Raw genomic sequence first — 23174 nt, 5'->3', positions numbered from 1 at the left:
CTAGCCAAAGCGCCCGGTTATATAGTCCTCGGTCTGCTTCATCTTCGGCGTAGTAAAGATCTGGTCCGTCTTGCCATGCTCAATCAGTTCGCCCATGAACATGAACGCCGTGCTGTCAGACACGCGGGCGGCCTGCTGCATGTTGTGGGTCACGATGATCACTGTGTAGTGCTCTTTCAGCTCAGTGATCAATTGCTCGATGCGTCCGGTGGAAATCGGATCGAGCGCCGAGGTCGGCTCATCCAGCAGCAATACCTGCGGCCGCAGTGCAATGGTGCGTGCGATGCACAGGCGCTGTTGCTGCCCGCCTGACAGGCTCTGGGCGCTTTGCTTGAGTTTGTCTTTCACCTCGTCCCACAGGGCGCCACCTCGCAGGGCCTGCTCGACACGGTCATCCATTTCCCGGCGTGTCAGTTTTTCATGGTGGCGTACGGCATAGGCGATGTTGTCGTAGATCGACATCGGAAAAGGCACGGGCTTTTGGAAGACCATTCCGACGTGGCTGCGCAGGCGGTTCATCGAGTAGCCCGGTGCGAGGATGTTTTCGCCGTTCAGTAGCACTTCACCGCGCGCTTCCTGCTTTGGGTACATCGAATAGATGCGGTTGAACACACGCAGCAAGGTCGACTTTCCGCAGCCCGAGGGGCCGATGATCGCGGTGATGCGTTTTTCCGGAATATCGATGTCGATGGATTTCAGTGAGCGTTGGTTGTTGTAGAAAAACTCCAACCCACGGACACGGATTTTGGTTTTTTCAGGATCAAGGCGGGTCGATTGCATCAGTGGGACCTATTGCGCAAAAGAATCAGGCGAGACAGCAAGCTCAGCACCAGTACGAACATCGTCAGTACCAGCGCGCCCGCCCAGGCCAGGGAGTGCCAGTCATCGAAGGGGCTCATGGCGTACTGGAAAATTACCACCGGCACGCTGGCAATCGGCTTGAGCAGGTTGCTGCTCCAGAACTGGTTGCCGAAGGCGGTGAACAGCAGCGGGGCGGTTTCCCCGGTAATCCGGGCCAGCGCCAGCAGGATGCCGGTCACCACCCCGGCCTTCGCCGCTCTCAATACAATCTGCAACGTCAGCTTCCATTGCGGTACGCCCAGGGCCAGGGCGGCCTCGCGCATGGTGGAAGGTTGCAGCTGAAGCATTTCGTCCGTCGTCCTCACCACCACCGGAATCACCAGCAGGGCCAATGCCAACGCACCGGCAATCGCGGAAAAGCCCACCTGGTGATTGGTCAGCAGGTTCAGTGGCAGGATCACGCCGGTGTAGATGAACAATCCCAGCACGATGGAAGGTGCGGACAACAGAATGTCGTTGATGAAACGAACCGTAGTCCCCAGGCGCGAATGGCGTGCGAATTCCGCCAGCCAGATGCCCGCCATCAGCCCGATGGGTGTGCCGATCAGCAGGGCAATCCCCGACATCAGCGCGCTGCCATAAAAGGCGTTGGCCAGCCCGCCGTCTGTTCCGGGGGGCGGTGTCATTTCGGTAAACAGGCGCAGGTTGAGCGCCTGAAAGCCGTTGATGATGGTGGTCAGCAGGATCCAGGCGAGCCAAAGCAGGCCAAAGGCTGTCGCGCCACAGCTCAGCAGCATGGCCACGCGGTTCTTGAAGGCACGCTTGCGGTACAGGCGTTCGTTGCTGTTCATAGCCCCTCCTTGCGGGACAGGCGCATCAGCATCAGCCGCGCCAGTGCCAGCACCACAAATGTCACGATGAACAGCAGGAAGCCCAGTGCGATCAGCGCCGAACGGTGCAGGTCGGTATAGGCCTCGCTGAATTCGTTGGCGATGACCGACGCGATGGAGCTGCTGGGCATCAGCAATGAGGCCGAGAACTGTTGGGCGTTACCCAGTACGAACGTGACCGCCATGGTTTCGCCCAGGGCGCGACCGAGGCCGAGGAACACCCCGCCGACCACTGCCGAGCGGGTGTAGGGCAGGACGATGTCCCACACCACTTCCCACGTCGTACTCCCCAATGCGTAGGCCGACTCTTTCAACTGAGTCGGCACGCTGCGAAAAACTTCATGCATTACCGAGGTAATGAACGGCGTAATCATGATCGCCAGTACGATGCCGGCGGTCAGCATCCCGATGCCCAGTGGCGGCCCCTGGAACAGCGAGCCAATAAACGGCAGTGCACCCAGGTAATCGTTGATCCAGGGCGACAAGTGTTCGGCCATAAAGGGCCCGAAAACAAACAATCCCCACATGCCATAGATGATCGAGGGGATGCCCGCGAGCAATTCAACGGCAGAGGCCACCGGCATTCTCAGCCAGGGCGGCGCCACTTCGGTCAGGAAAATCGCGATGCCAAAACTCACGGGCACCGCAATCAGCAACGCGAGGAAGGAGGTGACCAGCGTGCCGTAAATCGGCACCAGGGCGCCAAAGTGGTTGTTGACCGCATCCCACTCGGTGCTGGTGATAAAACCGAAACCGAAGGTCTTGAAGGCCAGGCCACCGCCCCACAATGTCGAGGCGGCAATGCTGGCCAGCAACAGCAAGACGAGCATGGCGGCGCCGAACATTGAGCGTTTGAACCACAGGTCGTTGCGTTGATCGCGGGCGGCGCGGCTGTCACCCGATACATCGCTCGCGTGAGTCGTCATGGCCAGGGGTTGGACAGTTTCGTTCATATCAGATGTGCTCATCCCCTTGCTCAAACACGTAGTGGCTCGGGCAAGGGGACTATGGGAGGGCGGATCAGTGGGCGAAGTCAGACTTCCAGTAACCTTCGATCCGGGTCACGAGGGAATCAGGCAGCGCTACGTAGTCCAAAGCCGCAGCCTGCTGCTGACCTTTTTCCAGCGACCATTTGAAGAAGTTGAAAGCGGCCTGGCTTTGCTCGGCGTTTTTCGGCTGCTTGTACATGATGATCCAGGTGGTCGCTGTGATCGGCCACGCGTTCTCGCCCGGGGCGTTGGTCATGATCAGGTTGAAGTCTTTGGCGTCGGCCCAGTCGGCGGTATCCGCAGCCGCCTGGAAGGCCTTGGCGTTGGGCTCGACAAACTTGCCCGACGCGTTCTTCAACTGGGCGTAAGTCATTTTGTTCTGCAGGGCGTAGGCGTATTCAACAAAGCCGATGGAGTTCTTGATCTGCTTCACGTAGGCCGAAACACCTTCATTGCCTTTGCCGCCCACACCGACTGGCCACGGCACGGTGGTGCCGAAACCGATCCTGGTCTTCCAGCTGTCACTGACTTTGGCGAGGTAGTTGGTGAAGTTGTAAGAGGTGCCCGAGCCGTCCGAGCGGTGAACCACGGTGATGTTCGCGCCCGGCAGCTTCAGGCCAGGGTTGAGTGCGGCAATCGCCGGGTCGTTCCAGGCCTTGATGTCGCCCAGGAAGATTTTCGCCAGGACGTCACCATCGAGTTTCAGCTGGCCGGCCGCAACGCCTTCAACGTTCATCACCGGCACGATGCCGCCGATCACGCTTGGGAATTGACCCAGGCCGCCGGCCTTCAGTTCATCCGCCGACAGCGGCGCGTCGGAGGCGCCGAAGTCTACGGTTGCCGCCTTGATCTGGGCGATACCGCCGCCGGAACCGATGGACTGGTAGTTGATCCGGTCACTGGCGCTTTTGCTGTATTCCTGGGACCACTTGGACAGTACCGGGTAGACGAAACTGGAGCCTGCGCCCGTGACGTCAGTGGCGTGAGCGACACCACTCAGGCACAGGGCAGTGAACAACACTGACAGACTCTTTTTGGTCAGCAACATCACGACGACACCTCAAAGTAAGGGGGTAAGTGGAAGGGTCCACCTGTCTAAGACGTGACGATTTAATTCCCGGGATGTTTCTGTTTGATGACGGTTTGGCTTTGTGAAGAAACATTTAGAAATATCTGTAGAAGGCCTCAAAAGAGAGATTTTGAGGCCTCCTATTGATCAACCGTGGCTGCGCACCAGGATCGATTCGTCAATCTGCGCGACTGACGTCACCCCGGTCAGCGTCATCGCCACGCGCATTTCCTTGGCGAAGATATCCAGCAGGTTCTCCACCCCGCGCTGCCCGTCAGCGGCCAGCGCGTAAGCCTGCGCACGGCCCAGCAGCACGCCTTTGGCCCCAAGGGCAAGCATGCGCACCACGTCCAGCCCCGAGCGTACGCCGGAGTCCACCAACACCGTCAGATCGCTGCCCACGGCTTGTGCGATCGGTGCCAGCGCCTTGGCCGTCGACAGCACACCATCCAGTTGCCGGCCGCCGTGGTTGGAGACGACGATGCCGTCGGCTCCGAAGCTCACCGCATCCTTGGCATCCTGCGGGTCGAGGATGCCTTTGATGATCATCGGGCCTTTCCAGAACTCGCGGATCCACTCCAGGTCTTTCCAGCTGATGGAAGGGTCGAAGTTGTTGGCCAGCCAGCCGATGTAGTCCTTCAACTGGGTGGGCTTGCCCAGGTACTTGGAGATGTTGCCCAGGTCGTGGGGGCGGCCCATCAGGCCGACATCGAAGGCCCAGGCCGGTTTGGTCATGGCCTGCAGGATTTGGCGTTGCGGCCCGTAGGCGCCGGACATTCCCGAATGGGCGTCGCGATAACGCGCGCCGGGGGTGGGCATGTCGACGGTGAACACGAGGTTCTTCACCCCGGCGGCCTGGGCCCGCTCCAGGGCGTTTTTCATGAAGCCGCGGTCTTTCAAAACATACAGTTGAAACCAGATGGACTGCGGGCTCTGGGACGCCACTTCTTCAATCGGGCACACAGAAACGGTCGACAGGCAAAACGGAATGCCCTTGTTCGCTGCCGCCTTTGCCGCCTGGACTTCACCGCGCCGGGCAAACATGCCGGTCAGCCCCACCGGGCTGAGGACCACCGGCATCGCCAGCGGCTGGTCGAACAGGGTGGTCTCAAGGCTCAGGCTTTCGACGTTGCGCAGGATGCGCTGGCGCAGGCTGATATCCGACAGGTCCGAGCTGTTGGCGCGCAGGGTGTGTTCGGCGTAGGCACCGCCGTCGATGTAGTCGAACAGGAAACGCGGCAGTTTGCGGCGGGCGGCTTCGCGGTAATCCGATGCGGACGAAATGATCATGAACAGTGATGCCCCGAGTGAAGAAAACGGTGGGGTGAGGATAGACAAAGGCCTTTCATGGTAAAAACAACTTTTCCAACTTGAATCAAGTCGTAAATGGAATACTCATGAACCTTCGCACGTTGCTGGCTTTTGTCGAAGTGGTACGCCAGGGCAGCTTCTCACAGGCGGCCGAGGTTGTTTCGCTCACCCAGTCTACCGTCAGTAAGGCAGTGAAGACCCTGGAAGATGAATTGGGCACGCCGCTGTTCAATCGCATCGGCCACAAGAGCGAACTGACGGCTGCCGGCGAAATTGCCTACCGTCGCGCCTTGGTGTTGCTGGCCGAGCGCAGTGACCTGGTGGCCGAGATCAATGACTTGCTGGGGCTCAAGCGCGGTGTATTGCGCATCGGTTTGCCGCCGGTAGGCAGTGGCGTGTTGTTTGCGGCGATGTTCGCCCTGTACCGGCAGCGTTATCCAGAGATCGAGATCGAGCTGATCGAGCACGGCAGCAAGAAGCTGGGCGAATGCCTGGAGGCGGGTGAGGTGGACCTGGCGGCCTTGCTGGTGCCGGTGGCCGGCGAATTTGAATATCAGGATGTGCGCGTCGAACCGCTGATGGTGGTCATGCCGATCGACCATCCATTGGCCGGGTGTAAAAGCGTCGACTTTTCCGACCTCGCCGACTCACCCTTCATACTGTTCGAAGCCGGGTTTGCGCTTAACCGGATTATTCTCACCGCCTGCGAGCGCAGAGGCGTAGTCCCGCGCATCACCGCCCGCAGCGCCCAGATCGACTTTATCGTCGACCTGGTTGCCGCAGGCCTGGGCGTCGCGTTTTTGCCGAGCATGCTGGCTTACAAACACCTGCACGCTGGCATTGCCCTGATTCAGTTGGACGAGCCCGAGACCGATTGGCACATCGCCATGGCCTGGCGACGACAGGCGCACTTGCCACCGGCAGCACGGGCCTGGCTGGACCTGGCCCTGGAGATGGGCAATGTGCCGGACGTGGCCCAGCTGCCGGGGTGAGCCAGCGTGAGCAATTGGTTGGCGGACAGGCCGTTTTCGAGGTGCGGCTCAAAGCTCCACCTTCATTAAAACCCATCAGTCACATTGGGGTTTCAAGGTCTGAACAAGTACCGTAAAAACCGCCGAAGTCTTTGAAATCAGAAGGATTGTAGGACAATTTTCAGTATGAAAAACTCTTCATAATTCGCTCGCTCGAAGATTGGTAGCTTCCACGTGCTGCCCAATAATTCGAGTTCTAATAATGAATAAAAAACTCTTCAAGAGCGCTTTGGCGCTGTCGGTTTCGCTTGCCTCCACTTCCCTGTTTGCCGGTGGTTTCGCCCTCAATGAACAAAGCATCAGTTCAATGGGCACCGGTTACGCCGGGCGTTCCTCCTCTGCCGACGACGCTAGTACGGTGTTCGGCAACCCGGCCGGCATGTCTCGCCTCAAGCACAATGAAGTGAGCATCGGGGCGACCTACCTGGATGCCAAATCGAACATCAAGGACGCCAGTTCCTCTCAAGGTGGCGCGGACAACCCCGGTACCAACAAAGGCGATATGGTCCCCGGCATCGCCATCCCGATGGGCTACCTGGTGACGCCGATTGATGAACACTGGGCGTTCGGCCTGGGGATCTACGCGCCGTTCGGCCTGGTGACCGACTATGAACACAGCTTCCAGGGCAATGGCTTTGGTAACAAAAGCAAGGTTCAAGTCATCACGGTCCAGCCGACGGTCAGCTACGCCTTCAACGACAAGGTTTCGGTGGGCTTCGGTCCAACGTTCAACCGGATCAGTGGCGAGCTGGACTCCAAGGTCCCGGCATTTGGCCTGGGTACTGAAAACGTGAAGGTCAAGGGCGACGACACCGCCACCGGTTTCAACGCCGGTATCCTGGTGCAGCCGATTGAAAGCACGCGCATCGGTGTGACGTACCACTCGCAGGTTGTGTATCACCTGTCGGGTAACACCAATGCCTCAGGGGTTCTCTCTAACCTGTTGGATGGCGGCCCGCAGCGGTATGACGCCAAGCTGGATGTCACCACGCCGTCGTCCGTGGACTTCTCGGTTACCCATAAACTCAACGATGACTGGACCTTGTACGTCGGCAGCACGTACACCCGCTGGAGCCAGTTGAAGAAGATCACGATTAACAACAGTGGCGTCTCAGACCTCGCCACCGAGCTGGCCGGCCTGAACTCCATTACCGAAGAACAGCACTGGCATGACACCTGGTCTCACGCCATCGGCCTGTCGTACCAGTTGAACAAACAATTGGTACTGCGGACCGGCTTCTCGGTGGATCAGACCCCTACCAACAACACCGACCGTTCCGTACGTATTCCTACGGGCGATCGCACGGTATTCAGCCTGGGTGCCGGCTGGACGCCAGTCGATAACCTGACCTTCGACGTCGCTTATTCCTACCTGAAGGAAGAGCCGATCAAGGTCCGCGACAATAATCCGCAGTTGGCACTGACCTACGACGCCAAGTATGAAAACAGCGCCAATGGCTTTGGCGGTTCGGTAACTTACCGCTTCTGATGCACCGAAAGAGGGCAAAGAGTCATTTTTCTGGCATGGCTCTTTGCTAGCAATTGTATCAATCGTGCTATCAAACCCTCCCTGTCTTGGTTAAATTAGGAGCAATCCAGCTCAAGACAGGGATCGTCATGACTACGCTTTCGCCCATCAGCTCCGCCATTGCCCTTATCAATCGGCCGACCATTATGCCGCCAGCAACGCTGACGCCAGAAACGGACGCCACGGGCGTGCGGCCCTCCTCGGTGGTCAGCCTCGGCAACGTGGCGGTTGATGTCCAGGCCCAGACCTATTCCCGAAACGGCCAATTGGGCGTCCATGAACCGATCACGGTCTGGGAAAATGACAGCCAGGATGCCGTTACACGGGCGATTGGCGCGAATATCGCCTCAACGCCCAGAGCCACCGGGTTCAGCGGCTTGGGCGCTACCCTGATCGCGCAATTCGCCAAGAGCGGTACGGACATTTCCCAGTCGGCGCTCGGCACCGCGTCGTCCAAGATCCAGAGCCCGGCCGAACTCAAGGTTCAGCAAGCCCTGCTGCACAGCGAAGCAGATAACCGGGTCAGCCTTACCGTCAAGACCGCCAGCGGCAAGACCGTCACCTTCAGCCTGGCCAGCCAGCCCGGTGGCCTGGCCGCGCAGGCCAAGGTGGACGGCGGCACCCTCAGCGCCGCAGAGCTCAAGGAAATCGCCAAGTTGGGCGAAGCTTTCCAGGGCGCCATCGACGGCCTGGCTGCCCAGCCGCCGAAACTCGATCTGAGCAAGCTGACGCAGTTTGATTCCAGTGTGTTGTCCTCGGTAGACCTCAGCGGCAAATTGAAAGCGGGGGCTGTTGACGACATCACCCTCGCGTTTCATGCGGACAGCCAGAGCCGTACCACTCGCATGAAAAGCCCGGCTGGAGAGGTGAACCTCTCGGTGGACCTGAAAAACGCCGGCATCCTCGGCAACGCCAAGCAACAGGCAATCGCACTGAAAAGCTACCTGGCCCAGTTCGACAAGGCCCAGGCGCGTGGCAAAGCCGATGCTGACCTGATGGCGATGTTCAAGGATGCGTTTACCGCCATGAACAGCAACTACCCGCAGGGCGTCAAAGCGCCACAGGCGCTGACCCGGAATGCGGCGGATCAAGGCCTGTTGACGGGCTTGGCAGATTTCAAGGCCTCCATCAGCCAGACGGCCAGCTCCCCCAACCCGGCGCGCCTTGGGGAAACCGACACGTTTGCCTATACGGTGTCCCAGAAAACCCGTGTGGGCGGCAGTGACATCTCGAATCGCACGATTGATCAGGTCCAGCAATCAAGCCTCAAAGCCAGTTTCCATCGGGACCTCAATGGCGGAAAGCCGCCGGCTTTCGACACCCACCGCGAGTCGCAGAACTACCTCTATGTGCAGGTCGACGACAAGGCCAGCAGCGCGGCGAATATCACCTACAAGGATGGCTTCCTGACCAACGCCTCCGTCGATCAAAGTGCCAGCCAGAACACCCGCACGCAGCGCTACGAGATGGCTAATCTGGTTAAGGACACTCTGGAGCCTAACCAGGCCAGCAGCCATCGCGACTACCTGATATTGCTGGAATATGCGGCGCGAGAGGGCAAGAAAGTCCAGGGCGCCGATGAAACCATCCTGAAGGATGCGCTGGCGAACATGCATCAGGGCGTGTTGCTGCAAGACGATCCTGGCGCGTTGCCGCGCTAAACCGGTCGCTGTAAAAAAGGGAAACCCCGGCGTGGGTTTCCCTTTTTTATGCCTCGCCGAATCCCAGATTAGGCTTTTGAATCCATTCGATATTCTGTAGCCTTGCGCAGCTTCACCGTGCTTGATGAACACAATCACTTCGTCCGGCGGCGCCCGAAAGGCTCCAGAGCCGGTGGTACACTCGACTTTCGCGCAACTGCGCCTGCAGGTCTTGCGAACATGACGCAAATTTCCGAACGCCTTCTGGTCCAAGCCCACCTCGACGCCAAGCAGCCCAAGGTGCTGAGCGCCGAAGAAGAGGCGGGCTACCGTGCCGCCATCGCCGCCGAGCTCAAGGCTCAGGACGCGGTGCTGGTGGCTCACTTCTACTGCGACCCGGTGATTCAGGCTTTGGCCGAAGAAACCGGTGGCTGTGTCTCCGACTCCCTGGAAATGGCCCGCTTCGGCGCGGCGCATCCGGCCAAGACTGTGCTGGTGGCTGGCGTGCGTTTCATGGGCGAGACCGCGAAGATCCTCACGCCGGAAAAACGCATCCTGATGCCGACCCTGGAAGCTACGTGCTCCCTGGACCTTGGTTGCCCGGTGGATGAGTTTTCGGCGTTCTGTGATCAGCATCCCGAACGCACGGTGGTGGTGTATGCCAACACCTCGGCGGCGGTGAAAGCCCGGGCTGATTGGGTGGTGACCTCCAGTTGTGCGCTGGAGATCGTTGAAAGCCTGATGGATAACGGTGAGACGATTATCTGGGGGCCGGACAAGCATCTGGGCACCTATATCCAGCGTCAGACCGGCGCGGACATGCTGCTGTGGGACGGTGCGTGCATTGTTCACGAGGAGTTCAAGTCCAAGCAGTTGGAGGACATGAAGGCGCTGTACCCGGACGCTGCGATCCTGGTGCACCCGGAGTCGCCGACGTCGGTGATTGAGTTGGCGGATGCGGTGGGGTCTACCAGTCAGTTGATTGCGGCGGCGCAGCGGTTGCCGAACAAGACGTTCATTGTGGCGACCGACCGTGGGATCTTCTACAAGATGCAGCAGTTGTGTCCGGACAAGGTTTTTGTCGAGGCGCCGACGGCTGGGAATGGGGCGGCGTGCCGTAGTTGTGCGCATTGTCCGTGGATGGCGATGAATACCCTGGAGCGCACGCTGCAGTGTTTGCGTGAGGGGAGTAATGAGATTTTTGTTGAGCCTTCGGTGATTCCGCAGGCTGTTCGGCCGCTTAAGCGGATGCTGGATTTTACTCAGGCTGCGCGGTTGAGGTTGGCTGGGAACGCTTGATCTGGGTTGTGTACATATCCGTTTCTTTGGTAACGGCGGCTATTGGTTCCGCTCTTACAGCGGGTCACTTTTGAAAAGCGCAAAAGTAACCAAAACGCTCTGCCCCGCCTGTCGGCGCCTCGCTTAGGCTCGGCGTTCCCTCACTCCGGCATTGCTCCGCGGGCCGCCGCGACGGGGCGTCCCTGCCCCGTCGCGGCTAAACCGGCGTCCTGCCGGTTTACCCGCTCCTCAATCCCTGCGTTCGGCCTCGGGCTTATTGGGGCAGTCAGAGCCAGATCAAGATCAAAAGCAAGAGCACAGCGGCCTACAGGCCGGCTTGAGTGGTAGAAGCCAGATCAAAAGCCAGAGCGAAAGCCAAATCTGAAACTGATGCAGCTCTGCTTTTCTGTGGGAGCTGGCTTGCCTGCGATGGCATCACCTCGGTGTGTCTGATGTACCGAGTTGTCTGCATCGCAGGCAAGCCAGCTCCCACATTTGATCGTGCCCGCTGTAGATTTTGATCTTGATGTTGCCTTTGCTTCACACCACTCAAGCCGGCCTGTAGGCCGCTGTGTCCTTGATCTGCTTTTGATCTTGATCTTAGGCGCCCCGTTAAACCACGCTGGCCGAACGCAGGCTTTGGAGCGTGGGTAACCCGGCAGGACGCCGGGTTAGCCGCGCTGGGCCAAGGATGGCCCATCGCGGCGGCCCACGGTCCAAAGCCGGAGTGAGGGCACACCGAGCATTAGCGAGGTGCCGAGTGGTGGGGCAAGAGCGTTTTGCTTACTTTTGCGCTGTTCAAAAGTGAGCCGCTGTAAGAGCGGAACCAATAGTCGCCGTTAAGAAAATAACGGATATGCCCCCAATCCAACCCTACTTCTTTTTCTTCGGAATCCGCACCAACCGCGTATCCGAATAAATGTCATGCCAGCCACGCTTCTGCTTATCAAACAACGCCCAGATAAACCCCAGCCCAACGCACAACCACGAAGCGATCGACACCACAAACCGCAACAACGCCTGCCACAGGCTGATCCGCGACCCGTCAGCGTTCTGCACCCGCACGCCCCACACCTGCATGCCCAGGGTCTGCCCCGAATACGTCCAGAACTTGGCAAAAAAACTAAACAGCACAAAAAACAAAATCGTCGACAAGAGTGGGTCACCATCCAGCGCGCCGGATTCAGAAAGCGCCCGCAGCTTGGCCTCACCGACAAACCCCATCCACACCAGCTTGTAGATAAAGGCCGTGACGATCAGCAGGGCAGTGCACAACAGGAAATCATAGAACATCGCTGCCAGACGACGGCCCAGGCCTACGGGAGGAAACTCGCCTTGGGGGCTCAGCAGGTGTTTCGACATGGCATGGCTCTCGGCAGAAAAAAGCCATTTTACGGAATAACGCTCATAAAAAAGCCCCTGATGTCATATCAGGGGCTTTTTGTCGCAGAAGAGATCAACCCTCTGCTTGTACCTCGTCGGCTTGCATGCCTTTCTGGCCTTGCACCGCGATGAAGGTCACTTTCTGGCCTTCCTTCAGGCTTTTGAAGCCGTTGCCCTGAATAGCGCGGAAGTGGACGAACAGATCCGGACCGCTTTCTGGAGTGATAAAACCAAACCCTTTCTCGTCGTTAAACCACTTGACGGTACCGCTCTGACGTTCAGCCATTTTCTTATTTCCTTGACGCAAAAAATTAATGACAGCCCCTTTCACATGAAAGAGTACTGGGCTGGGTTGCAGGAAAGTAAGAGACGTCGAACGGGTTGTAGCAAACTTTGGCTACTGCCCAGGTCCAGGTTCCAAGCGACCCATGCAAACACAGTGGGCAAACTCTACGCCAACTAAGACAGAAAAAACAAGCCCCGGGAAAAGCCCAGCGTTTACTCGGCTTTGTGACACTTCGGTCAACAATGTGGATCCCGTTTATTCGATAGAGTTGGTCACTTGTTATAGGTGACTGAACATAACATTGACTATCGTCAATGCACTTTTATGTGGCGGTTGCGTTACAAATTAGTGCGCTTTAACGCAACCGCGTTACTTATAGGAACAGTCAATCAACCACGGTAGTAACGCTGTGGCACGAATGGCATTTTACTTACACGAAGTGGCACCTTTTTCCCACGTACCAATGCAGACACTTCGGTATCCAGTGCGATGAATGCGCTGTCCAGGTAACCCATGGCCAGAGGGCCGCCCAGGCTCGGGCCAAAACCGCCGCTGCAGACGCTGCCGATCACGGTGCCGTGCTCGTCGACGATTTCTGCGCCTTCACGTACCGGCGTGCGTTCCTGCGGCAGCAGGCCCACGCGTTTGCGGCTCACACCGGTTTGTTGCTGGGTGAAGATCGCGTCGGCGCCCGGGAAACCACCGGCACGCGCGCCGTCTGCACGACGGGCCTTGGAAATCGCCCACAACAGGCTGGCTTCAATCGGTGTGGTCTCGGTGTTCATGTCGTGGCCGTAGAGGCACAGGCCGGCTTCCAGGCGCAGGGAGTCGCGGGCGCCCAGGCCGATGGCCTGTACTTCGGTTTCGGCCAGCAGGCTGCGGGCCAGGGCTTCGGCACTGGCGGCCGGTACCGAGATTTCGAAACCGTCTTCGCCGGTGTAGCCCGAGCGGCTGACGTAGCAGTCCACGCCCAGCAGGCGGGTCGGGGCGAATTGCATGAAGGTCATGTGCTTGACCTCCGGTGCCAGGCGCGCCAGTACGCTGACGGCGGCCGGGCCTTGCAGGGCCAGCAGGGCGCGTTCTTCGAACAGCGGTTCGATGGTGCACTGGTCACCGATGTGCTGGCGCAAGTGGGCCAGGTCCTGGTCCTTGCAGGCGGCGTTGACCACCAGGAACAGTTCGTCGTTACCCAGGTTGGCGACCATCAGGTCGTCCAGGATGCCGCCTTGCTCGTTGGTGAACATCGCATAACGCTGCATGCCCACCGGCAGGTCGATGATGTCTACAGGCACCAGGCTTTCCAGGGCCTTGGCGGCACCGGCGCCGGTCAGGCGGATCTGGCCCATGTGGGACACATCGAACAACCCGGCCTGTTCACGGGTGTGCAGGTGTTCCTTCATCACGCCCAGTGGGTATTGCACCGGCATGTCGTAGCCGGCGAACGGCACCATGCGCGCGCCCAACTCGATGTGCAGGGCGTGCAACGGGGTTTTCAACAGGGTTTCGGTGGACATATTCAGCTCCTGAAAAACGTGCGGACGCGCTGGTGGGCGTCAGCACTCGATAATGTTGACCGCCAAACCGCCACGGGCGGTTTCCTTGTATTTGCTTTTCATGTCGGCGCCGGTCTGGCGCATGGTGCGGATGACCTTGTCGAGGGACACGAAATGTTGCCCGTCGCCGCGCAGGGCCATGCGCACCGCATTGATGGCCTTGACCGAACCCATGGCGTTGCGCTCGATGCAGGGCACCTGCACCAGGCCGCCAATCGGGTCGCAGGTCAGGCCGAGGTTGTGTTCCATACCGATCTCGGCGGCGTTTTCGACCTGGGAAACCGTACCGCCCAACACTTCACACAGGGCGCCGGCGGCCATGGAACAGGCCACGCCGACTTCTCCCTGGCAGCCGACTTCGGCGCCGGAGATCGAGGCATTTTCCTTGTACAGGATGCCGATGGCTGCGGCGGTGAGCAGGAAACGCACCACGCCGTCTTCGCTGGCGCCCGGGATAAAGCGCATGTAGTAGTGCAACACCGCCGGCACAATCCCGGCCGCACCGTTGGTGGGGGCAGTGACTACGCGCCCGCCATTGGCGTTTTCTTCGTTGACCGCCAGGGCGTACAGGTTGACCCAGTCCAGCACCGACAACGGGTCGCGCAGCGCCGATTCCGGGTTCTTGCACAGCTGGCGATGCAGCGCGGCGGCCCGGCGCTTGACCTTCAGGCCGCCGGGCAAAATCCCTTCATTGCGACAGCCCGCGTCCACGCAGTCCTGCATCACCTGCCAGATCTTCAGCAAGCCTGCGCGGGTTTCCGCTTCCGGGCGCCAGGCGCTTTCGTTGGTCAGCATCACCTGGCTGATGGAAAGCCCATAGGTGGCGCAATGGCCGAGCAGGTCCTTGGCACTTTTGAACGGGAAGGTCAGGGGCGTGGCGTCTTCGACGATCCGGTCGTGGCCGGCGGCGTCTTCATCCACCACAAATCCGCCGCCCACCGAGTAGTACTCGCGGCTGCGAACCTGCAAACCGGCGGCGTCGAAAGCGCGGAAGATCATGCCGTTGGGATGATAGGGCAGGGGTTTGCGAATCATCGCCAGGTGTTCTTTCTCGTTGAACGCAATGCTGTGTTCACCGAGCAGGTTCAAGCGTGCGTTGCCGCGAATTTCCAACAGGCGAGCGGCGACGGTTTCAGTGTTCACGGTGTCCGGGTGTTCGCCTTCCAGGCCCAGCAATACAGCCTTGTCGCTGCCGTGGCCTTTGCCGGTGGCGCCGAGGGAGCCATAGAGTTCCACCTTGACGCAGGTGGTAGCGCTCAGCAGGTTGTCGCGCTTGAGGCCTTCGACGAATCGAGCGGCAGCGCGCATCGGGCCGACGGTGTGGGAGCTGGAGGGGCCGATGCCAATCTTGAACAGGTCGAACACGCTTAAAGACATGGTTGTTCTCCGGTTTCTTATTATTTATCGGGTGTACGCGGTCCCAATGTGGGAGCCGGGCTTGTGTGGGAGCTGGCTTGCCTGCGATAGCATCACCCGGGTCTACCGGATAGACCGAGGTGCTTGCATCGCAGGCAAGCCAGCTCCCACAAAAGCCAGCTCCCACATTGACCGCGTTCTACCGCTCAGGTTATGCGTAGCTTTCGATCGACGGGCAAGCGCACACCAAATTGCGATCGCCAAACACGTTGTCGACCCGGCCAACCGGTGGCCAGTACTTGGCTTCGATCAACGACGCCACCGGGTACACCGCTTGTTCACGGCTGTATGGGTGGCTCCATTCGCCCACCAGTTCCGCCGCGGTGTGGGGTGCGTTCTTCAGCGGGTTGTCGTCCTTGTCCAGCGAGCCGTTTTCCACCGCGCGGATTTCTTCGCGGATGGCGATCATCGCGTCGCAGAAGCGGTCCAGTTCTTCCCGGGATTCGCTTTCGGTCGGCTCGATCATCAAGGTGCCGGCCACCGGGAACGACATGGTCGGCGCGTGGAAACCGAAGTCGATCAGGCGCTTGGCCACGTCATCCACGCTGATCCCGCTGCTGTCTTTCAACGGGCGCAGGTCGAGGATGCATTCGTGGGCCACCAGGCCGTTGCTGCCGGTGTAGAGCACGGGGTAGTGCTCTTCGAGGCGACGGGAAATGTAGTTGGCATTCAGGATCGCCAACTGCGACGCGCGCTTGAGGCCCGCGCCGCCCATCATGCTGATGTACATCCAGGTGATCGGCAGAATGCTCGCGCTGCCGAACGGTGCGGCGCAGACCGCGCCTTCCTTGCGTTCCATCGCGGCATGACCCGGCAGGAACGGCGTCAGGTGGGATTTCACGCCAATCGGGCCAACGCCCGGGCCGCCACCGCCGTGGGGAATGCAGAAGGTCTTGTGCAGGTTCAGGTGGGACACGTCGCCGCCGAACTTGCCCGGGGCGCACAGGCCGACCATCGCGTTCATGTTGGCGCCGTCGATGTACACCTGGCCGCCGTTGTCGTGAATGATCCCGCAGATTTCGCGGATGCCTTCTTCGAACACGCCGTGAGTCGACGGGTAGGTGATCATCAGCGCAGCGAGGTGCTCGCGGTGTTCGATAGCCTTGGCGCGCAGGTCTTCGATGTCGACGTTACCGCGCGCATCGCATGCAGTCACCACCACGCGCATGCCAGCCATGTTGGCGGTGGCCGGGTTGGTGCCGTGGGCCGACGACGGGATCAGGCAGATATCGCGGCGCTCTTCGCCACGGCTCTGGTGATAGGCCCGGATGGCCAGCAGGCCGGCGTACTCGCCCTGGGAACCGGCGTTCGGTTGCAGGGAAATCGCGTCGTAACCGGTGGCCGCGCAGAGCATGGCTTCCAGTTCGGTGGTCAGTTGCTGGTAGCCGGCGCTTTGCGAGGCTGGGGCGAACGGGTGCAGGGCACCGAACTCGGCCCAGGTCACCGGGATCATTTCGCTGGCAGCGTTGAGCTTCATGGTGCATGAACCCAGCGGGATCATGGTGCGATCCAGGGCCAGGTCCTTGTCGGCCAGCTTACGCAGGTAGCGCATCAGCTCGGTTTCGGAGTGGTAACGGTTGAACACCGGGTGGCTGAGGATCGGCGACTGGCGCAGCAGTGCGGCGGGCAGGGTGCTTTCAACGCTGGCGGCGAGTGCGGCGAAGTCCGGCAGGGCTTTATCGCCTGCGAACACGCTCCACAGTGTTTCGATGTCGGCTTGCGAAGTGGTTTCGTCTACCGACAGGCCAAGACGCTCGCCATCGACCACACGCAGGTTGATGCGCTGGGCGCGAGCCTTGTCGTGCAGGGCGGCGGTGTGTGCGCCGGTCTTGATGGTCAGGGTGTCGAAGAAGTTTTCTTGCTCAACCGTCAGGCCCAACGCGCTCAAGCCTTTGGCGAAGATCGCGGTCAGGTGGTGAATGCGGTTGGCGATCTGGGTCAGGCCTTTAGGGCCGTGGTACACGGCGTACATGCTGGCGATGTTGGCCAGCAGGACCTGGGCGGTGCAGATGTTGCTGGTGGCTTTCTCGCGGCGGATATGTTGCTCGCGGGTCTGCATGGCCAGGCGCAGGGCCGGCTTGCCGAAACGGTCGACGGACACGCCGACCAGACGGCCCGGCATGTCGCGCTTGAACGCATCCTTGGTAGAGAAGTAGGCCGCGTGCGGGCCACCAAAGCCCAGCGGTACGCCGAAGCGTTGCGCGCTGCCGATGGCCACGTCGGCGCCGAACTCACCCGGCGGGGTCAGCAGGGTCAGGGCCAGCAGGTCGGCGGCCACGGCCACCAGGGCGTTGGCGGCGTGGAAGCGTTCGGTCAGCTCAACGTAGTCGAACACGTCACCGTTGCTGGCCGGGTATTGCAGCAGGGCGCCGAAGAAGGCGCTGACGTCGGTCAGTTCACGCTCGTCGCCCACCACCACGTCGATGCCCAATGGCTCGGCACGGGTGCGCAGCACATCGAGGGTTTGCGGGTGGCTGTGCACGGAGGCGAAGAACGCATTGCTGCCTTTGTTCTTGCTCAGGCGCTTGCAGAAGGTCATGGCTTCGGCAGCGGCGGTGGCTTCGTCCAGCAGGGATGCGTTGGCGATCGGCAGGCCGGTGAGGTCGCTGATCAGCGTCTGGAAGTTCAGCAGCGACTCCAGGCGGCCTTGTGAAATCTCCGGCTGGTAAGGCGTGTAGGCGGTGTACCAGGCCGGGTTTTCCAGGAGGTTGCGCAGGATCGGCGACGGCGTGTGGCAGTTGTAGTAGCCCTGGCCGATGTAGGTCTTGAACAGCTCGTTCTTGGCGGCAATTGCCTTGATCGAAGCCAGTGCATCGGCCTCGCTCAGGCCGTCGCTCAGGCCCAGTACGGCGGTGCCCTTGATGCTTTCCGGGATCACGCTGGCGCTCAGGGCTTCCAGGGAATCAAAGCCCAGGGTGGCGAGCATGTGTTGCTCGTCGTCCTGGCGCGGGCCGATGTGGCGGGCGATGAATTCGTTGGCGGTGGTCAGATTAACGGTCATGGCGCGCTCCTCAGGCTTCGGCGTTGGCTTTGATCAGGCGGTCGTACGCATCCTGATCCAACAGCTTAGCTACTGCACCGGCATCGGCCGGCTTAAAGCGGAAGAACCAGCCTTCGCCCATCGGGTCTTCGTTGACCAGCTCGGGGCTGCCGTCCAGCTTGTCGTTCACTTCGAGGACTTCGCCATCCAGCGGCATGTACACGCCGCTGGCGGCCTTGACCGATTCAACGGTGGAGGCTTCTGCCCCTTTGTCGTAGGACTGCAGCTCCGGCAGTTGCACGAAAACCACATCACCCAGCGCGTTCTGCGCAAAAGCGGTAATGCCCACGGTCACGCTGCCGTCGGCTTCGGCGCGCAGCCATTCGTGATCTTCAGTAAAGCGCAACTCGCTCATGGAAACTCCTCAGGGCCAGATTCGTCTGGTGGACGGGATTGGAATAATGGGGAGTTGCTTAGCAAAAACGCGGCCAATGTTTTTTTATCGTTATAAAACAAAGGTTTATTGATTTTTGTTGGCGAGGTTCGAACCGTGGCTGTAGCGATATCGCTACAGCTCGACGCACGAAAAAAAGCCTATGAGGATCAAAGCCTTGCATAGCGACGCTTGAAGGGGTGTGTATTGATATCGTTCCACTGTAGCGCTTTCAGTACAGGTGGAGGTCGCTTTTGATATGAAGGTGGAGTGCACCCAATGTGGGAGCTGGCTTCAGGGCTTGTTGGGGATGCCGTACTTGCGCAGTCGATGGGCGATGGCGGTGTGGGAGGTTTGCAGGCGGCTGGCCAGTTGGCGTGTGGACGGGTAGCTGACGTACAGCTTCTCCAGCAAGGTGCGCTCGAAGTCTTCCACCGCCTGCTCCAGGCTATCGACTTCCCCATCGCTCTGGCGCGCAACGGAGGTGCCGGCGATGTCCAGGTCGCCAATGTCCACCAGGCTGCTTTCGCAAATGGCGGCAGCGCGGAAAATCACGTTCTGCAACTGGCGCACGTTGCCCGGCCAGCGGTTGCCGAGCAGGGCCGGATAGGTGCCCGGCGCCAGGCGGCAGACCGGGCGCTGGATCTGCGCACAGGCCTGCTGCATGAAGTAACGGGCCAGCAACAGGATGTCCTGGCCGCGCTCGCGCAGGGGCGGTACTTCGACATTGAGCACGTTGAGGCGGTAGAACAGGTCTTCGCGGAAGGTGCCTTCGCTGACCATCTTTTCCAGGTCGCGGTGGGTGGCGCTGAGGATCCGCACATTGACCTTCACCTCACGGTCGCCGCCCACGCGACGGAAGCTGCCGTCGTTGAGAAACCGCAGCAGCTTGGCCTGCAAGTACGGCGACATCTCGCCGATCTCGTCGAGGAACACCGTGCCCTGGTTCGCCAGTTCCATCAGCCCCGGCTTGCCGCCACGCTGGGCGCCGGTGAAGGCGCCGGGGGCGTAGCCGAACAGCTCGCTCTCGGCCAGGTTTTCCGGCAGGGCCGCGCAGTTCAGGGCCAGGAAAGGCGCACTGTGGCGAGCGCTGATGGCGTGGCAGGCGCGGGCCACCAGTTCCTTGCCGGTGCCGGTCTCGCCCTGGATCAACAACGGTGCATCCAGCGCCGCCACCCGTTGCGCCCGCGCCTTGAGGGTGCGGATCGCCGGGGACTCGCCCAGCAGCGCGTCGAACCCTTCGGCGTGGTCGTGGTGCAGCGCCGACAGTTGTTCGCCGATGCGGTTGGGTTGGTACAGGGTCAGCAGGGCACCGGCGTCGGTGATCGGCGTGGCGTCCAGCAGCAGGGTCTGGCCGTTGACGCTGATTTCCCGCAGGGCTAGGCGAAAGCCGTGTTCCAGCAAGGTGGCCAGCAGTGATGGGTCGTCGAACAATTCGTTGATGCTTTCCCCGGCGGGCTCGCGGCCATACAGCGCGACCAGGGCCGGGTTGGCCAGCAGGATCTTGCCGGCGCTGTCCAGGGCCAATACCGGGTCGGTCATCGCGGCCAGCAGGGCGTCGAGTTGCAGGTGCTGGCGCTGGCCGGGAAGGATGTCGACCACGGTTACCGCTTGCACACCGCGCACGCTGAACAGTGCATCGCGCAGTTCTTCCAGCACTTCGGCGCTCAGGGTCGGGGCGTCGATGTAGACGTTGGGCGGCACCATTTCCACCGCATCCAGGTTGAGATTGCGCCCACCGAGCAAGGCCAGGACTTCCTGGGTGATGCCGACGCGGTCGATGAAGCTGACGTGGATACGCATGGGGCGGTTAGCGGTTCTGGCGGGCGAGAGGTGGCAAGTATGCCTTGGAGAAGATGGAGATCAAAATGTGGGAGCGGGCTTGCTCGCGAATGCGGTGGGTCAGTCACCAAATATGTTTCTGATACACCGCCTTCGCGAGCAAGCCCGCTCCCACACAAGCCCGCTCCCACATTTGATCGTTGGTGCCCGGGAAATCGGGTTATTCCAGGTGTTCAGGTTTGATCGGGTCGCCCGGCTTCACATCCAGCTGATGGCGCACATCCTCAAACATCAAGTCGTACTGCTTGTGCATCTGGCCATTGAGCACGGCAATCTTCGGCATGCCGTACTTCTGCGCGATGTTCATCGCCTGCCGGGCGAAGTCGAACGACTGGTCCTTGGGCAGGAAAAACTCTTCCTTGAGGTCCTTGCCCTGCACCGAGCCGTGCATCTTGAAGAGCATTCCCTTGCCTTCCTTTGGGTCCTGGCTGACTTCGTAGTCGATGCACAGGTTGTAGCTGTAGTCATCCTTGTTCAGCGCGTGGCGTTCGATGTGCAAGTGACCAGGTTCAAAGGTAGCCATAGGCGTTTCTCCTCTACTTCACAGGTAGGTGATGCCAGGTTTTGCGGTACTGATGCGGGTGCCGGCGCTGCCCTGGACGATCGCTTCGATGTCCGAGAGTGAACCGATCACTGCGGTTTTGCCAGTCTGGCGGGCGAACTCGCACGCCGCCTGGACCTTGGGCCCCATGGAGCCGGCGGCGAAGCCGAGCTTTTCCATTTCGTCCGGGTGCGCCTGGCCGATGGCTTTCTGTGTCGGTTTGCCGAAGTCGATAAATGCGGCATTGACGTCGGTGGCGATCACCAGCAAATCGGCGTCCAGTTGCCCGGCCAGCAAGGATGAGCACAGGTCTTTGTCGATCACGGCTTCAATGCCCTTGAGCTTGCCGTCTTCGCCATACATCGTCGGAATCCCGCCGCCGCCGGCGCAGATCACGATGCTGCCTTTTTCCAGCAGCCACTGGATCGGGCGGATTTCAAAGATCCGCTTCGGCCGTGGGCTGGCGACCACGCGGCGATACTTGTCGCCATCGGGGGCAATCGCCCAGCCTTTTTCGGCGGCGAGTTTTTCCGCTTCGGCCTTGGAGTAGACCGGGCCGATGGGCTTGGTCGGGTTCTGGAAGGCCGGGTCCTTGGCGTCCACTTCGACCTGGGTCAACAGCGTGGCGAACGGCACTTCGAAGTCCAGCAGGTTGCCCAGTTCCTGCTCGATGATGTAGCCGATCATGCCTTCGGTTTCGGCGCCCAGCACGTCCAGCGGATACGGCGAAACCTGGGTGTAGGCGGCAGCCTGCAGCGACAGCAGGCCCACTTGCGGGCCATTGCCGTGGGCAATCACCAGCTCGTTGCCGCTGTGGATCTTGGCGATCTGTTCGGTGGCGATGCGGATATTGGCCCGTTGATTGTCTGCGGTCATGGGTTCACCACGGCGCAGAAGGGCGTTGCCGCCCAGTGCAACGACGATACGCATAATGCAATCCTTCTAGAATTCGGCCTTGTGAACACAGGACAAACTGTGGGAGCGGGCTTGTGTGGGAGCCGGGCTTGCCCGCGATGGCATCACCTCGGTGCATCTGAAATACCGAGGCGTCTGCATCGCAGGCAAGCCAGCTCCCACAAAAGCACTTCCACATTGACTGTGTTCCGACAGTGGGAGCGGTATTGGTTTAGATATCCGCCAACGCCGACACCAGAATCGCCTTGATGGTGTGCATGCGGTTCTCGGCTTGCTCAAAGGCAATGTTGGCCGGGGACTCAAACACTTCTTCGGTCACTTCCACGCCGTTGGCCAGGTTCGGATAACGCGCGGCGATGTCCTTGCCGACCTTGGTCTCGCTGTTATGAAATGCCGGCAGGCAGTGCATGAATTTCACCCGTGGGTTGCCCGAGGCCTTCATCATCTTGGCGTTGACCTGGTACGGCAGCAGTTGCTCGATGCGCTCGTCCCACGCTTCCACCGGCTCGCCCATGGACACCCAGATATCGGTGTGGATGAAGTCCACGCCTTTGACCGCTTCTTTCGGGTCTTCGGTGATGGTGATGCGCGCGCCGCTTTCTTCAGCGAACTCTTGGCACTGCTTGATGAAATCAGCATGCGGCCACAGGGCTTTCGGCGCGCCGATGCGCACGTCCATGCCCAGCTTGGCGCCGATCATCAGCAGCGAGTTGCCCATGTTGTAGCGGGCATCGCCCAGATAGGCGTAGCTGATGTCATGCAGCGGCTTGTCGCTGTGCTCGCGCATGGTCAGGGTGTCGGCGATCATTTGGGTGGGGTGGAATTCGGCGGTCAGGCCGTTGAACACCGGCACGCCGGCAAACTTGGCCAGCTCTTCGACGATTTCCTGTTCAAAGCCACGGTACTCGATGGCATCGAACATCCGGCCGAGGACGCGGGCCGTGTCTTTCATGCTTTCCTTGTGGCCGATCTGCGACGACACCGGGTCGATGTAGGTGACGTGGGCACCCTGGTCGTGGGCCGCGACTTCGAAGGCGCAACGGGTGCGGGTCGAGGTTTTTTCGAAGATCAGCGCGATGTTTTTGCCCTTCAGGTGCGGACGCTCGGTGCCAGTGTATTTGGCGCGCTTGAGGTCGCGGGACAGGTCCAGCAGGTAGTGCAGCTCGCGGGTGGTGTGGTGCATCAGCGACAGCAGGCTGCGGTTGCGCATATTAAAAGCCATGGTGGATCTCCTTAGGTTTCGGTTATCCCCTTGGCCACTGCTGGATAAACAGCGGCCAAGGCCAAA

General features: G+C 60.3%; 19 protein-coding genes. 4 read left to right on the top strand and 15 right to left on the bottom strand.

The features are described from left to right. The 5 genes from pstB to lldD form a co-directional block, all read right to left on the bottom strand. Window positions 1-780, bottom strand: a complete 780-nt coding sequence (gene pstB, locus JFV30_RS22050; protein WP_010169941.1) for a phosphate ABC transporter ATP-binding protein PstB — start codon at window positions 778-780, stop codon at window positions 1-3. Then, window positions 780-1652, bottom strand: coding sequence for a phosphate ABC transporter permease PstA (gene pstA / locus JFV30_RS22045; RefSeq protein WP_010169939.1), 873 nt, complete (start codon window positions 1650-1652; stop codon window positions 780-782). Before pstA ends, pstB begins: the two co-directional genes overlap by 1 nt. Beyond that, window positions 1649-2644, bottom strand: a complete 996-nt coding sequence (gene pstC / locus JFV30_RS22040) for a phosphate ABC transporter permease subunit PstC (protein WP_169386120.1) — start codon at window positions 2642-2644, stop codon at window positions 1649-1651. The genes pstA and pstC overlap by 4 nt, the downstream gene beginning before the upstream one ends. Before the next feature lie 67 nt (window positions 2645-2711). Continuing rightward, window positions 2712-3728: a phosphate ABC transporter substrate-binding protein PstS gene (gene pstS / locus JFV30_RS22035; protein ID WP_201125184.1), complete on the bottom strand. Its 1017-nt coding sequence runs from the start codon at window positions 3726-3728 to the stop codon at window positions 2712-2714. 168 nt (window positions 3729-3896) lie between these two features. Beyond that, window positions 3897-5039 carry an FMN-dependent L-lactate dehydrogenase LldD gene (lldD, locus tag JFV30_RS22030; protein WP_201125183.1) on the bottom strand — a complete coding sequence of 381 codons (1143 nt, stop codon included), beginning with the start codon at window positions 5037-5039 and terminating at the stop codon, window positions 3897-3899. 107 nt (window positions 5040-5146) lie between these two features. Here lldD and JFV30_RS22025 point away from each other — a divergent pair, with 107 nt between their 5' ends. The 4 genes from JFV30_RS22025 to nadA all read left to right on the top strand — a co-directional run bounded on the left by JFV30_RS22025 (window position 5147) and on the right by nadA (window position 10558). Next, window positions 5147-6052 (top strand): LysR family transcriptional regulator, encoded by a 906-nt coding sequence (locus tag JFV30_RS22025; protein ID WP_201125182.1) that lies wholly within the window; start codon window positions 5147-5149, stop codon window positions 6050-6052. A gap of 241 nt (window positions 6053-6293) precedes the next feature. Next, window positions 6294-7580 (top strand): OmpP1/FadL family transporter, encoded by a 1287-nt coding sequence (locus tag JFV30_RS22020; protein WP_010169927.1) that lies wholly within the window; start codon window positions 6294-6296, stop codon window positions 7578-7580. A 128-nt stretch (window positions 7581-7708) separates the two neighbouring features. After that, entirely contained in the window at window positions 7709-9280 is a 1572-nt protein-coding gene (locus tag JFV30_RS22015; RefSeq protein WP_242487112.1) for a lactate dehydrogenase, read from the top strand. A 219-nt stretch (window positions 9281-9499) separates the two neighbouring features. After that, on the top strand, window positions 9500-10558 hold the full coding sequence (gene nadA, locus JFV30_RS22010; protein ID WP_003209852.1) for a quinolinate synthase NadA: 1059 nt from the start codon (window positions 9500-9502) through the stop codon (window positions 10556-10558). Window positions 10559-11410: 852 nt separating this feature from the next. Here the strand turns inward: nadA and JFV30_RS22005 are convergent. The 10 genes from JFV30_RS22005 to JFV30_RS21960 all read right to left on the bottom strand — a co-directional run bounded on the left by JFV30_RS22005 (window position 11411) and on the right by JFV30_RS21960 (window position 23108). Next, complete coding sequence (locus JFV30_RS22005) at window positions 11411-11899, bottom strand: RDD family protein (protein WP_201125181.1); 489 nt, start codon at window positions 11897-11899, stop codon at window positions 11411-11413. 94 nt (window positions 11900-11993) lie between these two features. Beyond that, window positions 11994-12206 carry a cold-shock protein gene (locus tag JFV30_RS22000; protein WP_003316897.1) on the bottom strand — a complete coding sequence of 71 codons (213 nt, stop codon included), beginning with the start codon at window positions 12204-12206 and terminating at the stop codon, window positions 11994-11996. A 389-nt stretch (window positions 12207-12595) separates the two neighbouring features. Beyond that, entirely contained in the window at window positions 12596-13720 is a 1125-nt protein-coding gene (gene gcvT, locus JFV30_RS21995) for a glycine cleavage system aminomethyltransferase GcvT (protein ID WP_088427109.1), read from the bottom strand. 39 nt (window positions 13721-13759) lie between these two features. Continuing rightward, the gene (locus tag JFV30_RS21990) at window positions 13760-15136 is read right to left on the bottom strand and encodes an L-serine ammonia-lyase (RefSeq protein WP_201125180.1); all 1377 of its coding nucleotides are present in this window, start codon (window positions 15134-15136) and stop codon (window positions 13760-13762) included. A 190-nt stretch (window positions 15137-15326) separates the two neighbouring features. Beyond that, a complete protein-coding gene (gene gcvP, locus JFV30_RS21985) occupies window positions 15327-18176 on the bottom strand; it encodes an aminomethyl-transferring glycine dehydrogenase (RefSeq protein WP_201125179.1) in 2850 nt (949 codons plus the stop codon). A gap of 10 nt (window positions 18177-18186) precedes the next feature. Next, a complete protein-coding gene (gene gcvH, locus JFV30_RS21980) occupies window positions 18187-18570 on the bottom strand; it encodes a glycine cleavage system protein GcvH (protein ID WP_201125178.1) in 384 nt (127 codons plus the stop codon). A 312-nt stretch (window positions 18571-18882) separates the two neighbouring features. Continuing rightward, entirely contained in the window at window positions 18883-20391 is a 1509-nt protein-coding gene (locus tag JFV30_RS21975) for a sigma-54-dependent transcriptional regulator (RefSeq protein WP_201125177.1), read from the bottom strand. A 199-nt stretch (window positions 20392-20590) separates the two neighbouring features. Next, on the bottom strand, window positions 20591-20953 hold the full coding sequence (locus JFV30_RS21970; protein ID WP_010169903.1) for a DUF5064 family protein: 363 nt from the start codon (window positions 20951-20953) through the stop codon (window positions 20591-20593). 18 nt (window positions 20954-20971) lie between these two features. Next, on the bottom strand, window positions 20972-21901 hold the full coding sequence (arcC, locus tag JFV30_RS21965) for a carbamate kinase (RefSeq protein ID WP_010169902.1): 930 nt from the start codon (window positions 21899-21901) through the stop codon (window positions 20972-20974). A gap of 196 nt (window positions 21902-22097) precedes the next feature. After that, entirely contained in the window at window positions 22098-23108 is a 1011-nt protein-coding gene (locus JFV30_RS21960) for an ornithine carbamoyltransferase (RefSeq protein WP_010169901.1), read from the bottom strand. Between the last annotated feature and the right edge of the window lie 66 nt (window positions 23109-23174).

This window comes from Pseudomonas sp. TH32 (genome assembly GCF_016650855.1).
In the GTDB taxonomy this organism is placed as follows: domain Bacteria; phylum Pseudomonadota; class Gammaproteobacteria; order Pseudomonadales; family Pseudomonadaceae; genus Aquipseudomonas.
This window is presented reverse-complemented; position numbering and strand designations above follow the sequence as displayed.

Coding starts and splice junctions, on each gene's coding strand:
- pstB (WP_010169941.1), bottom strand. CDS start 780: ATGCAATCGACCCGCCTTGATCCTGAAAAAACCAAAATCCGTGTCCGT.
- pstA (WP_010169939.1), bottom strand. CDS start 1,652: ATGAACAGCAACGAACGCCTGTACCGCAAGCGTGCCTTCAAGAACCGC.
- pstC (WP_169386120.1), bottom strand. CDS start 2,644: ATGAACGAAACTGTCCAACCCCTGGCCATGACGACTCACGCGAGCGAT.
- pstS (WP_201125184.1), bottom strand. CDS start 3,728: ATGTTGCTGACCAAAAAGAGTCTGTCAGTGTTGTTCACTGCCCTGTGC.
- lldD (WP_201125183.1), bottom strand. CDS start 5,039: ATGATCATTTCGTCCGCATCGGATTACCGCGAAGCCGCCCGCCGCAAA.
- JFV30_RS22025 (WP_201125182.1), top strand. CDS start 5,147: ATGAACCTTCGCACGTTGCTGGCTTTTGTCGAAGTGGTACGCCAGGGC.
- JFV30_RS22020 (WP_010169927.1), top strand. CDS start 6,294: ATGAATAAAAAACTCTTCAAGAGCGCTTTGGCGCTGTCGGTTTCGCTT.
- JFV30_RS22015 (WP_242487112.1), top strand. CDS start 7,709: ATGACTACGCTTTCGCCCATCAGCTCCGCCATTGCCCTTATCAATCGG.
- nadA (WP_003209852.1), top strand. CDS start 9,500: ATGACGCAAATTTCCGAACGCCTTCTGGTCCAAGCCCACCTCGACGCC.
- JFV30_RS22005 (WP_201125181.1), bottom strand. CDS start 11,899: ATGTCGAAACACCTGCTGAGCCCCCAAGGCGAGTTTCCTCCCGTAGGC.
- JFV30_RS22000 (WP_003316897.1), bottom strand. CDS start 12,206: ATGGCTGAACGTCAGAGCGGTACCGTCAAGTGGTTTAACGACGAGAAA.
- gcvT (WP_088427109.1), bottom strand. CDS start 13,720: ATGTCCACCGAAACCCTGTTGAAAACCCCGTTGCACGCCCTGCACATC.
- JFV30_RS21990 (WP_201125180.1), bottom strand. CDS start 15,136: ATGTCTTTAAGCGTGTTCGACCTGTTCAAGATTGGCATCGGCCCCTCC.
- gcvP (WP_201125179.1), bottom strand. CDS start 18,176: ATGACCGTTAATCTGACCACCGCCAACGAATTCATCGCCCGCCACATC.
- gcvH (WP_201125178.1), bottom strand. CDS start 18,570: ATGAGCGAGTTGCGCTTTACTGAAGATCACGAATGGCTGCGCGCCGAA.
- JFV30_RS21975 (WP_201125177.1), bottom strand. CDS start 20,391: ATGCGTATCCACGTCAGCTTCATCGACCGCGTCGGCATCACCCAGGAA.
- JFV30_RS21970 (WP_010169903.1), bottom strand. CDS start 20,953: ATGGCTACCTTTGAACCTGGTCACTTGCACATCGAACGCCACGCGCTG.
- arcC (WP_010169902.1), bottom strand. CDS start 21,901: ATGCGTATCGTCGTTGCACTGGGCGGCAACGCCCTTCTGCGCCGTGGT.
- JFV30_RS21960 (WP_010169901.1), bottom strand. CDS start 23,108: ATGGCTTTTAATATGCGCAACCGCAGCCTGCTGTCGCTGATGCACCAC.